Here is a 14,343-nt window from a genome sequence, read left to right as displayed (position 1 = left end):
TTCCTCATAACCCTGCTTTCAAACTTGCTTCGATAAATTGGTCCAGGCTGCCGTCGAGCACCGCCTGAGTGTTGCGGGTTTCCACCCCGGTACGCAGATCTTTAATACGCGAGTCATCCAACACGTAAGAGCGGATCTGGCTGCCCCAGCCGATATCGGACTTGTTGTCTTCCATCGCCTGCTTCTCGGCATTTTTCTTCTGCATCTCCAGCTCATAAAGCTTCGCTTTCATCTGCTTCATGGCCTGGTCTTTGTTTTTGTGCTGCGAACGGTCGTTCTGGCACTGCGTTACCAATCCGGTCGGGATGTGGGTAATACGCACCGCGGATTCTGTACGGTTAACGTGCTGCCCACCGGCGCCGGAGGCGCGGTATACGTCAATGCGCAGGTCGGCCGGGTTAATTTCGATATCGATATCGTCTTCGACTTCCGGGTAAACGAACGCGGAGCTGAAGGAGGTATGACGGCGGCCGCCGGAATCGAACGGGCTCTTACGCACCAGACGATGAACGCCGGTTTCGGTACGCAGCCAGCCGTAGGCGTAATCACCAATGATCTTGATGGTCACGGATTTAATCCCTGCGACTTCCCCTTCGGATTCTTCGATGATTTCGGTCTTAAAGCCGCGCGCTTCCGCCCAGCGCAGGTACATGCGCATCAGCATGCTGGCCCAGTCCTGGGCTTCGGTGCCGCCGGAACCGGCCTGAATATCAAGGTAGCAATCGGCGCTGTCGTATTCGCCGGAGAACATGCGGCGGAACTCAAGCTGCGCCAGCTTCTCTTCCAGCGTATCCAGCTCGGCGACGGCTTCGTTGAAGGTCTCTTCGTCGTCCGCTTCCACGGCCAGATCCAGCAGGCCGGCAACGTCTTCCAGCCCCTGCGACATCTGATCCAGGGTATCTACGATGGCTTCCAGGGAAGAACGCTCTTTACCCAGCGCCTGAGCGCGTTCAGGTTCGTTCCAGACGTCCGGCTGTTCCAGCTCGGCGTTTACTTCTTCGAGACGCTCTTTCTTGGCATCGTAGTCAAAGATACCCCCTAAGAACGTCGGAGCGCTCCGTGAGGTCCTGAATGCGGTTTTTTACCGGATTTATTTCAAACATGGTCGGTTTCTTTTAATGGATTTGTCAAAATGCGGTGATAAGAGCGGAATTCTACCGGATTCGCGCCCTTATTCATACACTGTTGTCAATTTGGCCAGAGGTGATCGATGATCAGCTGCAGGCTGCGGTTGCCGCGGAACTCATTGATGTCGAGCTTGTAGGCTAACTGGACTTCGCGCACGCCGTTGTCGGGCCAGATGGAAGTATCCACGTTGAAGGCGATACCGTCCAGCAGGGGGCCGCCGTCAACTGGCTCGACCATCACCTTCAGGTGACGCTCGCCCACTAGCCGCTGCTGCAGCAGACGGAAACGGCCGTCAAAGAGTGGTTCTGGGAACATCTGTCCCCACGGCCCGGCGTCGCGCAGCATCTGCGCTACTTCCATGCTCATCTCCGCCGCCGTCAGCGGGCCGTCGGAGACCACCTCGCCCTGCAACAGCGCAGGATCCAGCCACTCGGTCACCAGCTCGCCGAAGCGCTGCTGAAACTCCTCAAAGCGCGCCTCTTCCAGCGATAATCCTGCCGCCATCGCGTGGCCGCCGAACTTCAGGATCAGCCCCGGATAGAGCGTATCAAGGCGCTCCAGCGCATCGCGCATATGCAGCCCCTGAATGGAGCGGCCAGAGCCTTTCAGCGTGCCGTCGCCGGTGGGCGCAAAGGCGATCACCGGCCGGTGGAAACGTTCCTTAATTCGCGAGGCGAGGATGCCGACCACCCCCTGGTGCCACTGCGGATGGTACATCGCCAGCCCGCCGGGCAGGGTGTCGCTACTGCGTTCCAGCTGTTGACACAGGGTTAACGCTTCCGCCTGCATCCCCTGCTCGATCTCTTTGCGCGTCTGGTTGAGCGCGTCAAGCTCGTTGGCTAACACGCGCGCTTCGCCGATGTTATCGCACAGCAGCAGCGCGACGCCGACCGACATGTCGTCCAGCCGTCCCGCCGCGTTCAGGCGCGGCCCGAGGGCGAAACCGAGGTCGCTGGCCGCCAGCTTTTGCGGATCGCGGTTGGCAATCTCCAGCAGCGCCTTAATGCCGGGCCGGCACTTGCCGGCGCGAATGCGGCTTAACCCCTGCCAGGTGAGAATACGGTTGTTAGCATCCAGCGGCACGACGTCGGCAACGGTGCCAAGCGCCACCAAATCCAGCAGCTCGGCAAGGTTCGGCGCGGCGATGCCGCGGGCGTTGAACCAGCCGTTATCACGCAGAAAGGTGCGCAGCGCCAGCATCAGATAGAACGCCACCCCCACCCCGGCCAGCGATTTCGATGGGAAGTCGCAATCGCGCAGGTTAGGGTTAACGATGGCCTCCGCCGCCGGCAGCGTCTCCCCCGGCAGGTGGTGATCGGTCACCAGCACCGGGATCCCCAGGGCATGGGCATGATCGACGCCGGCATGGGACGAGATCCCATTGTCGACGGTCATGATCATCTGCGCGCCGCGGGCGTGAGCCTGATCGACCACTTCCGGGCTTAAGCCGTAGCCGTCTTCAAAACGGTTCGGCACCAGGTAGGAGACGTTGCCGTAGCCCAGCGCGCGCAGGGCCAGCACGCTGAGCGCGGTGCTGGTGGCGCCGTCGGCGTCAAAATCGCCGACCACGACAATGTGCAGCCCTTTCTGGAATGCGTCGTGCAGCATCCCGACCGCTTTTTCAACGCCGGTGAGCTGTGTCCAGGGGAGCATGCCTTTGACGCTGCGCTCCAGCTCCTGGGCGCTGCGCACCCCGCGGCTGGCATACAGCCGCTGCAGCAGCGGCGGCAGATCGGCGGGTAAATCGACGCCGTCAACCGCCTCGCGGCGGCGTAGTTGTATCTGTTGTTTCACGCGAATCAGTTACCGCTTGTCTGTTTTTTATGCTCGTCGAGGAACGCCTTCAGCTCTTTCGGCCCCTGATAGCCCGGCAGCACCATGCCGTTGCTGAGGACCATCGCCGGGGTGCCGTTGACGCCCATCTGCACGCCGAGGGTGTAATGTTTGGCGATATCCACGCTGCAGCTCGCCGGCTGCACGCCCTTGCCGTTCATGGCGTCATCCAGCGCTTGGTTGCGATCTTTCGCGCACCAGATGGCCTTCATGTCCTGCTCCGCCTGGCTCTGCAGTCCCTGGCGCGGGAAGGCCAGGTAGCGCACGGTGATCCCCAGCGCGTTGTAGTCGCTCATCTGCTCATGCAGCTTGTGGCAATAACCGCAGGTGATGTCGGTGAAGACGGTAATGACGTGCTGCTCCTTCGGCGCTTTGTAGACAATCATTTCGTTGCTCAGCGCGTTCAGCTTCCCCAGCAGCAGCTGGTTAGTGACGTTGACCGGCTGCGCGCCGCTCACGTCGTACATCGGCCCCTGGATGATGTGCTTGCCATCGTCGGTGACATACAGCACGCCGCTGTCGGTCAGCACCGTGCTCATCCCGGAAACCGGCGACGGTTGAATATCGGTGCTCTGTACACCCAGCTTCGCCAGCGACTGTTTAATTGCCGCGCTATCGGCATGCGCCGCCCCGGAAAGGGAAGCCGCCAGCAGGGTGAACATCAATAAACCTTTTTTCATACTCAGTCCTTTTATTCAGCACTCACGCCCGCGGGTGGTGCTGTTGATGAAGTTGTCGCAGACGCTCGGTCGCCACGTGGGTGTAAATCTGCGTGGTGGAGAGATCGCTGTGTCCTAACAGCATCTGCACCACGCGCAGGTCGGCGCCATGATTGAGCAAATGCGTGGCGAACGCATGGCGCAACACGTGCGGGGAGAGCTTTTCGCTGTCGATCCCCGCCAGCACGGCATAGTGTTTAATCCGGTGCCAGAAGGTCTGGCGCGTCATCTGCTGGGCGCGCTGACTGGGAAATAAGACATCCGACGCCACGCCGTTCAGCAGCCAGGGGCGACCATACTCGAGGTAATTTTCCACCCACAGTACCGCCTCTTCCCCCAGCGGCACCAGCCGCTCTTTGTTGCCTTTCCCCACCACCCGCAGCACGCCCTGTCGCAGGCTGATGTCGCTCATCGTCAGCCCCACCAGCTCCGAAACGCGCAGGCCGGTGGCATACAGCACCTCCAGCATCGCTTTATCGCGCAATTCCAGCGGCTGCTCCACCAGCGGGGCCTGCAGCAGACGCTCAACCTGCGCCTCACTGAGATCCTTCGGCAGCCGCTGCGGCAGCTTTGGCGAGGCCAGCAGCGCGCTGGGGTCGTCCGGGCGAATTTTTTCCCGGTACAGATGCTGGAAGAAACGACGCACAGCGCTCAGCAGGCGCGCGGTGCTGGTGGCTTTATAGCCGCCGGACTGCCGCTCGGCCAGCAGCGCCTGCAGGTCGTCGCTGCCGACGCTTGCCAGCGACAGACCGCGATGGTGCAGCCACTCCACGAGCATCGTCAAATCACGACGATAGGCGCTGAGCGTATTCTCCGCCAGGTTGCGCTCCAGCCAAAGGGCATCGAGAAACTGTTCGATTAGTGCCAGATCCTGTTTCACATCGGCCTCTTTGTTCGTTAAACGCTCTCATTATGCCTTAAGAGGACGCCTTTCTGGTACACTGCCCGCCATTCACGGCAAGAATCGAGATGTTTACGCGATGAATATAGGTCTGTTTTACGGCTCCAGTACCTGCTATACCGAAATGGCCGCGGAGAAAATCCGCGATATCATCGGCCCCGAGCTGGTGACGCTGCACAATCTGAAAGATGACTCCCCCGCGCTGATGAGCCAGTACGACGTACTGATCCTCGGCATCCCGACCTGGGATTTCGGCGAAATTCAGGAAGACTGGGAAGCGGTCTGGGACCAGCTGGACACCCTGGACCTGGAGGGCAAAATCGTCGCGCTCTACGGCATGGGCGATCAGTTGGGCTACGGCGAATGGTTCCTTGACGCGCTGGGCATGCTGCATGACAAGCTGGCGACCAAAGGCGTGAAGTTTGTCGGCTACTGGCCAACCGAAGGCTATGAGTTCACCAGCCCGAAACCGGTGATCGCGGATGGCCAACTGTTCGTTGGCCTGGCGCTGGATGAAACCAACCAGTACGACCTGAGCGACGAGCGCATCCAGAGCTGGTGCGAGCAGATCCTCGGCGAAATGGCCGAACACTTTTCCTGACGCGGCTTACTCCTGCGCCGGTTTTTGCAGCACCAGCCGGCGCAGATCGCGCCACTCTCCGGCGTCCATGCTGTCCGCCGCCAGCCAAAGATGCTGTCCGCGCCGGGTATCGACATGGCGCAAACGCAGCAGCATACCGCTATTGATAACCCACGGCGTCCCGAGGATCTCCCAGTCGGCGTTTTGCCAGCGCAGCCGGGAATCGGTGAGCAGTTTTATCTCCCCGCGACGGGCATGGATCCGTCGCTGGCTGCGCACACAGTCAAAGACCACCAGCGACAGCAGCAGCAGCCAGATCGGGGTGTAGCTTAACGGCCAGGGAACCAGCAGCACCAGCGCCGCCACAACGCCGTGGAGCAGCAGAGAAAACCACTGCGCGCGCCAGGAGATACGGAGATCAGATTGCCACAGGACCACGTTCCCGATTCCGTGTCTGAATTAAGGTTACCATCCGCTGCAGCTCCGCATCGGCCGGTTTGCCATGGTTCATCAGCCAGTTGAATAGATCCGGATCGTCATTTTCCAGCAGGCGAATGAACAGCTGTTTGTCAGCGTCGCTGAGGGTATCGTACTCATACTCAAAGAACGGCATGATGGAGATGTCGAGTTCGCGCATCCCGCGGCGGCATGCCCAGTGGATACGAGCTTTATTGTTAATGTCCATGTTGACCTTCCAGCAGCAAAATATTGGTTAGTTTAACCCGTTTTCTGCCGTAACTTTACAGGAATATCGCTGAATGCGAGCATCCTTCCATAAAAACCATAAAATAATGATGGGCTTATTGTTTTCCCACGCCGGGCCTTCACCAAACGTCAGCGCACAAATGGCCTGTTGAAAGCACTTGCAATGCACTATAGCTCTTTTACCATTGGTCACACACACTGCGTTAAGCGATTCAGGATATGACTATGGCTTTTACACCTTTTCCTCCGCGTCAGCCTTCCTCTTCCGCTCGTCTGCCGTTAACGCTGATGACCCTGGATGACTGGGCGCTGGCGACGATTAGCGGGCCAGACAGCGAAAAATACCTGCAGGGGCAGATTACCGCCGATGTGAGCAGTCTCACCGATGCTCAGCATCTGCTTGCCGCCCACTGTGACGCCAAAGGCAAGATGTGGAGCAACCTGCGCGTATTCCGTCGCGACGGCGGCTTCGCGTGGATTGAACGCCGCAGCCTGCGCGACGCGCAGCTGACCGAGCTGAAAAAATATGCCGTCTTCTCCAAAGTCACCATCGCCGCCAACGACGATCTGGTTCTGCTGGGGGTGGCCGGCTTCCAGGCGCGCGCCGCGCTGGCGCCGCTGTTCGCCGCTCTGCCCGACGCCGCCACTCCGGTGGTCAGCGAAGGCGCCACCAGCCTGCTGTGGTTTGAACACCCGGGCGAGCGCTTCCTGCTGGTGACCGATGTCGACACCGCCAACCGCGTCACCGACGCGTTGCGCGGCGAAGCGCAGCTCAACAACAGCCAGCAGTGGCTGGCGCTGAATATTGAAGCCGGTCTGCCGGTTATCGACAGCGCCAACAGCGGGCAGTTCATTCCGCAGGCCACCAACCTGCAGGCGCTGGGCGGCATCAGCTTCAAAAAAGGCTGCTACACCGGTCAGGAGATGGTGGCGCGGGCGAAATTCCGCGGCGCCAATAAGCGCGCGCTGTGGACGCTGTCAGGTACCGCCAGCCGGGTGCCGGAAGCCGGGGAAGACCTGGAGCTGAAGATGGGCGACAACTGGCGCCGCACCGGTACGGTGCTGGCAGCCATACAGTTGGATGACGGAAGCCTGATGGTCCAGGTAGTGATGAATAATGACATGGAGCCGGACAGCGTGTTCCGCGTGCGCGACGATGCCGGCAGCCTGAGCATCAAACCATTGCCGTATTCGCTGGAAGAAGATTAAGGAAAAGTTCCCGGCTTGCGGCGCTTGCGCCTTAGCCGGGCTACCCGGCCGCAGTATATTGTAGCCACGGTAAGCGTAGCGCCACCGTGGAATTTCCAGGCCGTAGCGTATTGTAGCCACGGTAAGCGCAGCGCCACCGTGGGATGTTTATCAGGACTGGCCGATGTAAAGATAGATCGCCAGGAAGTGACACACGCTGCCGCCGAGCACGAAGCCGTGCCAGATAGCGTGGTTATAGGGAATACGTTTGCAGACGTAGAAGATGACCCCCAGTGAGTACACCACCCCGCCAACCGCCAGCAGCGTTACGCCACCCACCGCCAGCTTCACCGCCAGCTGATAGACCACAATAAGCGACAGCCAGCCCATGGTCAGATAGGTCACCAGCGACAGAATTTTAAAGCGGTGCGCGATGGTCAGCTTAAACAGGATCCCCAGCAGCGCCAGGCTCCAGATGACGATCATCAGCCCCTTCGCCAGCGGCGAGTTCAGCCCCACCAGCAAAAACGGCGTATAGGTCCCGGCGATTAACAAGTAGATAGCGCAGTGGTCGAATTTCTTCAGCCACTGTTTCGCCCGCTGATGCGGGATCGCGTGATAGAGCGTGGAGGCGAGGAACAGCATAATCATGCTGCCGCCGTACAGGCTGTAGCTGGTGATCGCCGTCGCGCTGGCGTTGGTGTCCACCGCCTGCACCAGCAATAGCACGAGCCCGACGATACCGAACACCAGCCCGATCCCGTGGCTGATGCTGTTGGCAACTTCCTCTGCCAGAGAATATCCCTGAGTGATTAATGGTTTGCGCACCATATTGGACTCCTGAAAACAAGAACGCTTTCATTGCTCACTTAGGGTAACTGAGAATGATTCCAGTGAACACCTGTTAGCTAAAATAAAAAGATGTATATTTGTAAATACATTAAAATCAAACTGTTACATTATTATTTCAACTCACAGTTGTTCCTGCTTATCTTAAAGCGTTTTGAATTCAATGACATAAAACTGGCTCTCGCCAGGATAGATGTCGCTGATGACCTGCCGCAGCTGCCCCAGGGTCATATTCTCCTGTTGAGCATGCTGTTCGGTCAGCGTGTCGAGGGTCACTGTCGAGGTCGCGGTCACGGCGATGGTGCAAAAATAGCCGTCGTCTTCATAGCGCCCAACGCGCAGCACATCGCCGACCTTAAAGTGCGACTCCGCCGCATCGCGAATAGTAATGGTTTTGCGCCCGGCGAGGATGTCGTTCTGAAAACGCTGAAAAAAGGTAATGTCATTGGCCTGCATGATATAATTCCGTCCTGGTCATTATGAATTGTGAGTTCGCCCTGTGAGTATGTTCTCCCACGCCGCTGTCGCCAGTCTCAATAATCTTGAGATGATGGTCTACCACTACGTCATAAAGAATCGCGACAAAGTGATGTACATGACCATCCGCGAACTGGCCGAAGCCGCCGGCGTCTCCACCACCACCGTGTTGCGCTTCTGCCGCAAACTGCAGTGCGAGGGCTACTCTGAATTTCGCGTACGTTTTAAATTATATCTTGAGCAGAACGAGCCTCAACAGGCAAATATCGGCGCCAGTGAAATCATGAGCTTTTTTAAAAGCGTTAATAATGACGAGTTCGATGGGTTACTAGACCAGGCCGTCGATATTATTCTCGCCTCAGAACGTATTATTTTTGTCGGCGCGGGCACCTCGGGCGCGCTGGCGAAATACGGCGCCCGTTTCTTCTCCAACGTCGGGAAATTTAGCAACCATATTGACGACCCCTATTTTCCGGTGACCAACGATATGGCCCGCAACGCGCTGGCGATCGTGCTTTCCGTCTCCGGCGAAACAGAAGAGATCCTGCGTTTCGCCAGCCAGTTCAGCCTGCATCATTGCAAGGTGATGTCGATTACCAGTCACGAGCATTCGCGGCTGGCCAAACTGGCCGATTTCAATCTCTCCTGGCACGTCCCGCAGACCCGCATTGGCGGCGTCTACGATATTACCACGCAAATTCCAGTGATCTATATTCTCGAATCCCTCGGACGTAAATTAGCGCGCAAAATCAGCTAAAAATAACAGCCTGTTTTTTTGATGTAACATATTACCTTTGGCGGAATTTGTTATATCGTGACATTCACTTTCACTTTGCTAGACTCGAGAACAATAGTTATTAGAGAGATTAGCCAGGATGAAAAAATTAACCCTTCCGAAAGATTTTTTATGGGGCGGCGCGGTCGCCGCGCATCAGGTTGAAGGCGGCTGGGATCAGGGCGGCAAAGGCCCCAGCATCTGCGATGTGCTGACCGGCGGGGCGCACGGCGTGCCGCGCGAAATCACCCACCAGGTCGAAGCGGGAAAATACTACCCGAACCACGAAGCCGTCGACTTCTACGGTCGCTACAAAGAAGACATCAAACTGTTCGCCGAGATGGGCTTCAAATGCTTCCGCACCTCTATCGCCTGGACCCGCATCTTCCCGCAGGGTGACGAAACCCAGCCGAATGAAGAGGGACTGAAGTTCTACGACGACATGTTCGACGAGCTGCTGAAATACAACATCGAGCCGGTGATCACCCTCTCCCACTTCGAGATGCCCCTGCACCTGGTGCAGCAGTACGGCGGCTGGACCAACCGCAAAGTGGTCGATTTCTTTGTGCGCTTTGCCGAAGTGGTTTTCGAGCGCTATAAGCACAAAGTGAAATACTGGATGACCTTCAACGAGATCAACAACCAGCGCAACTGGCGCGCGCCGCTGTTCGGCTACTGCTGCTCCGGGGTGGTCTATACCGAGCATGACAATCCGGAAGAGACCATGTACCAGGTGCTGCACCATCAGTTCGTCGCCAGCGCGCTGGCGGTGAAAGCGGCGCGGCGCATCAACCCGGACATGCAGGTCGGCTGCATGCTGGCGATGGTCGCCCTCTACCCTTACTCCTGCAAACCGGAAGATGTCATGTTTGCCCAGGAGTCGATGCGCGAGCGCTACGTCTTTACCGACGTCCAGCTGCGCGGTTACTACCCGAGCTATGTGCTGAATGAGTGGGAGCGCCGCGGCTTCAACATCAAGATGGAAGATGGCGATGCGCAGATCCTGCGCGAAGGCACTTGCGCTTACCTCGGCTTCAGCTACTACATGACCAACGCGGTGAAAGCCGAAGGCGGCACCGGCGACGCCATTTCCGGCTTCGAAGGCAGCGTGCCGAACCCGCACGTCAAAGCCTCCGACTGGGGCTGGCAGATTGACCCGGTCGGTCTGCGCTATTCCCTGTGTGAACTGTATGAGCGCTACCAGAAGCCGCTGTTTATCGTCGAGAACGGCTTTGGCGCCTACGATAAAGTCGAAGCCGACGGCAGCATCAACGATGACTACCGCATCGACTATCTGCGCGCCCACATCGAAGAGATGATCAAAGCGGTCACTTATGACGGCGTCGATCTGATGGGCTATACCCCATGGGGCTGCATCGACTGCGTCTCCTTCACTACCGGGCAGTACAGCAAACGCTACGGCTTCATCTACGTCAACAAACACGACGACGGCACCGGCGACATGTCCCGCTCGCGCAAGAAGAGCTTTAACTGGTACAAAGAAGTCATCGCCAGCAACGGCGAGAATCTGTAATTGACCGCCCTCTCCCGGCCGGGAGAGGGCAAATCGCTTATCTGCCAGACACTTCTTTACAGCTTTACCATTGCCAAAACGCGTTCGCCCGATAAGATAGGCCTCGTGAATATTTGAGGCGCTCATGATTAAGCGACAACGCAAAGCCATTCTTTTTGTCCTCCTGGCCTGTCTGGTGGTGCTGGTCTGCACCGCCCAGCGAATGGCCGGGATGCACGCGCTGGTCATGAACCTCACCGCCGACAGCCCGTCACTACAGCAAACCCAGGATAAAGCCGACGCGCCGGTCACGCCGTGCGAACTCAGCGCCAAGTCGCTGATGGCCGTCCCGCCGATGCTGTTTGAAGGGGCGCTGTTGGCTATCACCCTGCTGCTGGCGGTGCTGGCGGCGATCCCGCCGCGTATCGAGCGCCAGTGGCCTCCCCGCGTTATCTCCCCGCCCCGATTGCGGGTGCATCTGCGATTATGCGTCTTCCGTGAGTGACTGATTTTCCTGACAGTTCAGGTTAATTCATCATTTATGGAGCAAATTTATGTCTATGTTATTCAGGCGACTACTGGTCTGCCTGCTTTGGCTATGGCTGCCCGTCAGTCAGGCCGCCGACAGCGGCTGGCTACGCGCCGCCGACAATCAACACGCCAGCGTCCGCCTGCGGGCGCAAACCGAGAGCAATGGCGATACCCGCCTGCTTTTAGACGTGGCGCTGGAAAAGGGCTGGAAAACCTACTGGCGCTCGCCGGGGGAAGGCGGCATCGCGCCGGCTATCGCCTGGCACACGCCGCTGGAGGTTGACTGGCGCTGGCCGACGCCGCAGCGCTTCGACGTCGCGGGCATTTCCACTCAGGGCTATCACGGTGACGTCAGCTTCCCGATGACGCTGCGCGGGAAGATACCACCGACGCTCAGCGGCGTACTGACGTTATCCACCTGCAGCAATGTCTGCATTCTTACTGACTATCCCTTTTCGCTGGATATGACGGCCCCGCCAGGGGAGGGTTTTGGCTACGATTTCACCCGCGCGATGGGCACGCTGCCGCTGGGCGATGGTCTGACTTCGCAGCTGACCGCCAGCTACGTCAGCGGCAAACTGACGGTGACCGCTCGCCGCGATGCCGGCTGGCAGCAGCCAGCGCTGTTTATCGACAGCATGGAGGATGTCGATTTCGGCAAGCCGAGCTTTACCAGCCGCGGCGATACGCTGACCGCCACCATACCGGTCACCGATAGCTGGGGCGAAGCGGCACCGGATCTGCGCGGTAAAACCTTGTCGCTGGTGCTGGCGGATAGCGGCCAGGCGCAGGAAAGCCAGATCGCCATCAGCGCCGGCAGCGCCGCGCCGGAGCTGACGTTAGGCTGGGTGCTGCTGATGGCGTTGGCCGGGGGGCTTATCCTCAATGTGATGCCTTGCGTGCTGCCAGTGCTGGCCATGAAGCTCGGCTCGCTGGTGCAAACCGAACATCGCGAACGCGGCGCGGTACGCCGACAGTTCCTCGCCTCGGCGTGCGGGATCGTCGTCTCGTTCCTGGCGCTGGCGCTGATGATGACCGCGCTACGCCTGGGTAATCAGGCGCTCGGCTGGGGGATCCAGTTCCAGAGCCCGTGGTTTATCGGCGCCATGGCGCTGGTGATGATCCTGTTCAGCGCCAGTCTGCTGGGGCTGTTCGAAATCCGCCTCTCCTCCAGCGCCAGTACCTTCCTCGCCACCCGCGGCGGCAACGGCTTAATGGGCCATTTCTGGCAGGGCACCTTCGCCACCCTGCTGGCGACCCCCTGCACCGCGCCGTTCCTTGGCACCGCCGTGTCGGTGGCGCTGGTGGCGCCTCTGCCGCTGCTGTGGGGCATTTTCTTCGCCATGGGGATCGGCATGAGCCTGCCGTGGCTGCTGATCGTTGCCTGGCCGGGGCTGGCGCAACGACTGCCACGTCCCGGCCGCTGGATGAATCATCTGCGCGTACTGCTGGGGCTAATGATGCTTGGTTCAGCGCTATGGCTGGTCAGCCTGCTGACGATCCACATCGGCCGTACGCCGGTGCTTACCCTGCTGGTAATTCTGGCCATCGCCCTGCTGCTGGCCACCGCCTGGCGCTACCGCTGGCGGACGGCGCTGCGCGCGGGCGCCCTGGCCATCGTGGTGGCGGGCGCCGTCGCCTTAGTCTCCCGATCTGACGGCGAGGGCCCGCGCCGCGACCGGGTTAACTGGCAGCCGCTCAGCGAGCAGGCTATCGCCAGCGCCCTGGCGGAACATAAGCGGGTGTTTATTGATGTCACCGCCGACTGGTGCGTGACCTGTAAAGCCAATAAATACAACGTGCTGCTGCGCGATGACGTCCAGCAGGCGCTGTTAGCGCCGGACGTGGTCGCCCTGCGCGGCGACTGGAGCCGACCCTCCGCCACGATTAGTCAGTTTTTAACCACTCGCGGCAGCGCTGCGGTGCCGTTTAACCAGATTTACGGACCGGGATTGCCGCAGGGAGAGATCCTGCCTGCGCTGTTAGATCGCGAACACCTTCTCGCCACCCTGTCCGTCGCCCAAGGAAAATAACATGAGAGCTATCACCGCCTTATTGCTGCTGTGCATATCCGCCTTCAGCTTCGCCGCCCCGGCGGAAGAACCACAAGCAAACGCTAATGACCAGCTGGCGCAGCTGCTGTTTAACGATCCGAACAGCCCGCGCACCGGCGCGAAAGCGCCAAAGCTGACGATCGTCTCGTTTACCGATTACAACTGCCCTTACTGCAAACAGTTTGATCCGCTGCTGGAAAAAATCGTCCACGATAACCCGGACATTCAGCTGATCGTTAAGCTGCTGCCGTTCAAGGGGCAAAGTTCGGTCAATGCCGCCAAAGCGGCGCTATCGACCTGGCGCCAGCAGCCCGATAAGTTCTGGGCGCTGCATCAGCGGCTGATGGCGAAAAAAGGCTATCACGATGACGCCAGCATCGCCGCGGCGCAGAAGAAAACCGCCACCGATAGTGTAAATATCGATGACAAGACCATGGATTCGCTGAAGATGAACCTGATTTTGTCGCAGGTGCTGAATATTCAGGGCACCCCGGCGACCATCATCGGCGATCAGATGGTCGCCGGCGCGATCCCTGCTGATGAGCTGGAGGGGCTGGTGAAAGAGCAGCTGGCGAAAGCCCGTGGCCAGTAAAATCAGGCGCTGGCTGCGCGAGCTGGCGGTGTGGCTGCTGATTGGCGCGGCGGTGAGCCTGGCGGTGGATTATTTTCGCCAGCCCGCGCTGCCGCAAAACGTCAGCGCCACATCGCTGCACGCCCTCGACGGCAGGACGGTGGATCTGAACGCCATGAGCCAGCAAAAGCCGCTGCTGCTGTACGTTTGGGCCACCTGGTGCGGAGTTTGTCGCTACACCACGCCGTCGGTGGCATCGCTTGCCGCCGACGGCGGCAATGTGCTGACGGTGGCCCTGCGCTCCGGCGATAACGCCGCGCTGGAGACGTGGCTTGCCAGAAAGAAACTGACGCTGCCGACGGTAAATGACCCGAGCGGCCAGCTGGCGCGGCAGTGGGATATTCGGGTGACGCCAACGCTGGTGGTGATTTATCGAGGCGAGGTGAAGTCGGTTACCACCGGCTGGACCAGCAGTTGGGGAATGCGCCTGCGGCTGTGGCTGGCCTCCTGGTAGGCCGC

16 protein-coding genes are annotated in these 14,343 nt (G+C 59.3%); 8 read left to right on the top strand and 8 right to left on the bottom strand.

The window, feature by feature from the left end; translation table 11 throughout:
• Positions 1–4: 4 nt before the first annotated feature.
• The 4 genes from prfB to xerD all read right to left on the bottom strand — a co-directional run bounded on the left by prfB (position 5) and on the right by xerD (position 4,560).
• Positions 5–1,103, bottom strand: a protein-coding gene (gene prfB, locus ABLV64_RS22320) for a peptide chain release factor 2 (RefSeq protein ID WP_095858446.1) whose coding sequence is annotated in 2 segments (ribosomal slippage) — positions 5–1,027 and positions 1,029–1,103 — 1,098 coding nt in all. Because the reading frame shifts where the segments join, the coding sequence is not laid out codon by codon here.
• 85 nt (positions 1,104–1,188) lie between these two features.
• Positions 1,189–2,922 carry a single-stranded-DNA-specific exonuclease RecJ gene (recJ, locus tag ABLV64_RS22315; RefSeq protein ID WP_017899799.1) on the bottom strand — a complete coding sequence of 578 codons (1,734 nt, stop codon included), beginning with the start codon at positions 2,920–2,922 and terminating at the stop codon, positions 1,189–1,191.
• Between the two features lie 5 nt (positions 2,923–2,927).
• Positions 2,928–3,641, bottom strand: a complete 714-nt coding sequence (gene dsbC / locus ABLV64_RS22310; RefSeq protein ID WP_004205326.1) for a bifunctional protein-disulfide isomerase/oxidoreductase DsbC — start codon at positions 3,639–3,641, stop codon at positions 2,928–2,930.
• 22 nt (positions 3,642–3,663) lie between these two features.
• Positions 3,664–4,560 (bottom strand): site-specific tyrosine recombinase XerD, encoded by an 897-nt coding sequence (gene xerD / locus ABLV64_RS22305; RefSeq protein ID WP_004144729.1) that lies wholly within the window; start codon positions 4,558–4,560, stop codon positions 3,664–3,666.
• 100 nt (positions 4,561–4,660) lie between these two features.
• Here xerD and fldB point away from each other — a divergent pair, with 100 nt between their 5' ends.
• Positions 4,661–5,182: a flavodoxin FldB gene (gene fldB, locus ABLV64_RS22300; RefSeq protein WP_004205324.1), complete on the top strand. Its 522-nt coding sequence runs from the start codon at positions 4,661–4,663 to the stop codon at positions 5,180–5,182.
• Positions 5,183–5,188: 6 nt separating this feature from the next.
• On the opposite strand, the gene ABLV64_RS22295 is transcribed toward fldB, so the two are convergent.
• Together ABLV64_RS22295 and sdhE are read right to left on the bottom strand one after the other, a co-directional pair.
• The gene (locus tag ABLV64_RS22295) at positions 5,189–5,599 is read right to left on the bottom strand and encodes a protein YgfX (RefSeq protein ID WP_004205323.1); all 411 of its coding nucleotides are present in this window, start codon (positions 5,597–5,599) and stop codon (positions 5,189–5,191) included.
• Complete coding sequence (gene sdhE, locus ABLV64_RS22290) at positions 5,580–5,846, bottom strand: FAD assembly factor SdhE (protein WP_002916312.1); 267 nt, start codon at positions 5,844–5,846, stop codon at positions 5,580–5,582. The genes ABLV64_RS22295 and sdhE overlap by 20 nt, the downstream gene beginning before the upstream one ends.
• 245 nt (positions 5,847–6,091) lie before the next feature.
• Here sdhE and ygfZ point away from each other — a divergent pair, with 245 nt between their 5' ends.
• Positions 6,092–7,075, top strand: coding sequence for a tRNA-modifying protein YgfZ (gene ygfZ / locus ABLV64_RS22285; RefSeq protein ID WP_155009280.1), 984 nt, complete (start codon positions 6,092–6,094; stop codon positions 7,073–7,075).
• A 150-nt stretch (positions 7,076–7,225) separates the two neighbouring features.
• On the opposite strand, the gene ABLV64_RS22280 is transcribed toward ygfZ, so the two are convergent.
• Together ABLV64_RS22280 and yqfB are read right to left on the bottom strand one after the other, a co-directional pair.
• Positions 7,226–7,885, bottom strand: a complete 660-nt coding sequence (locus ABLV64_RS22280; protein ID WP_004205319.1) for a hemolysin III family protein — start codon at positions 7,883–7,885, stop codon at positions 7,226–7,228.
• A gap of 162 nt (positions 7,886–8,047) precedes the next feature.
• Positions 8,048–8,359: a N(4)-acetylcytidine aminohydrolase gene (yqfB, locus tag ABLV64_RS22275; protein WP_004205318.1), complete on the bottom strand. Its 312-nt coding sequence runs from the start codon at positions 8,357–8,359 to the stop codon at positions 8,048–8,050.
• Positions 8,360–8,408: 49 nt separating this feature from the next.
• Between yqfB and ABLV64_RS22270 the strand changes: the two genes are divergently transcribed.
• The 6 genes from ABLV64_RS22270 (at position 8,409) to ABLV64_RS22245 (ending at position 14,338) form a co-directional block, all read left to right on the top strand.
• Positions 8,409–9,137 carry a MurR/RpiR family transcriptional regulator gene (locus tag ABLV64_RS22270; RefSeq protein WP_004205316.1) on the top strand — a complete coding sequence of 243 codons (729 nt, stop codon included), beginning with the start codon at positions 8,409–8,411 and terminating at the stop codon, positions 9,135–9,137.
• 118 nt (positions 9,138–9,255) lie between these two features.
• The gene (bglA, locus tag ABLV64_RS22265; RefSeq protein ID WP_049004121.1) at positions 9,256–10,689 is read left to right on the top strand and encodes a 6-phospho-beta-glucosidase BglA; all 1,434 of its coding nucleotides are present in this window, start codon (positions 9,256–9,258) and stop codon (positions 10,687–10,689) included.
• Positions 10,690–10,813: 124 nt separating this feature from the next.
• Positions 10,814–11,173, top strand: coding sequence for a hypothetical protein (locus ABLV64_RS22260; protein WP_017899797.1), 360 nt, complete (start codon positions 10,814–10,816; stop codon positions 11,171–11,173).
• 49 nt (positions 11,174–11,222) lie between these two features.
• Positions 11,223–13,232: a protein-disulfide reductase DsbD domain-containing protein gene (locus ABLV64_RS22255; protein WP_074384272.1), complete on the top strand. Its 2,010-nt coding sequence runs from the start codon at positions 11,223–11,225 to the stop codon at positions 13,230–13,232.
• A 1-nt stretch (position 13,233) separates the two neighbouring features.
• Positions 13,234–13,845 (top strand): DsbA family protein, encoded by a 612-nt coding sequence (locus ABLV64_RS22250; RefSeq protein ID WP_017899795.1) that lies wholly within the window; start codon positions 13,234–13,236, stop codon positions 13,843–13,845.
• Positions 13,835–14,338, top strand: coding sequence for a protein disulfide oxidoreductase (locus tag ABLV64_RS22245; RefSeq protein ID WP_004205308.1), 504 nt, complete (start codon positions 13,835–13,837; stop codon positions 14,336–14,338). The genes ABLV64_RS22250 and ABLV64_RS22245 overlap by 11 nt, the downstream gene beginning before the upstream one ends.
• Positions 14,339–14,343: the final 5 nt, after the last annotated feature.

This window comes from Klebsiella sp. JB_Kp031 (genome assembly GCF_040064295.1).
GTDB classification, from domain to species: domain Bacteria; phylum Pseudomonadota; class Gammaproteobacteria; order Enterobacterales; family Enterobacteriaceae; genus Klebsiella; species Klebsiella quasipneumoniae.
Note: the sequence above shows the minus strand (reverse complement) of the source record. Positions and strands in the feature narration are given on the sequence as shown.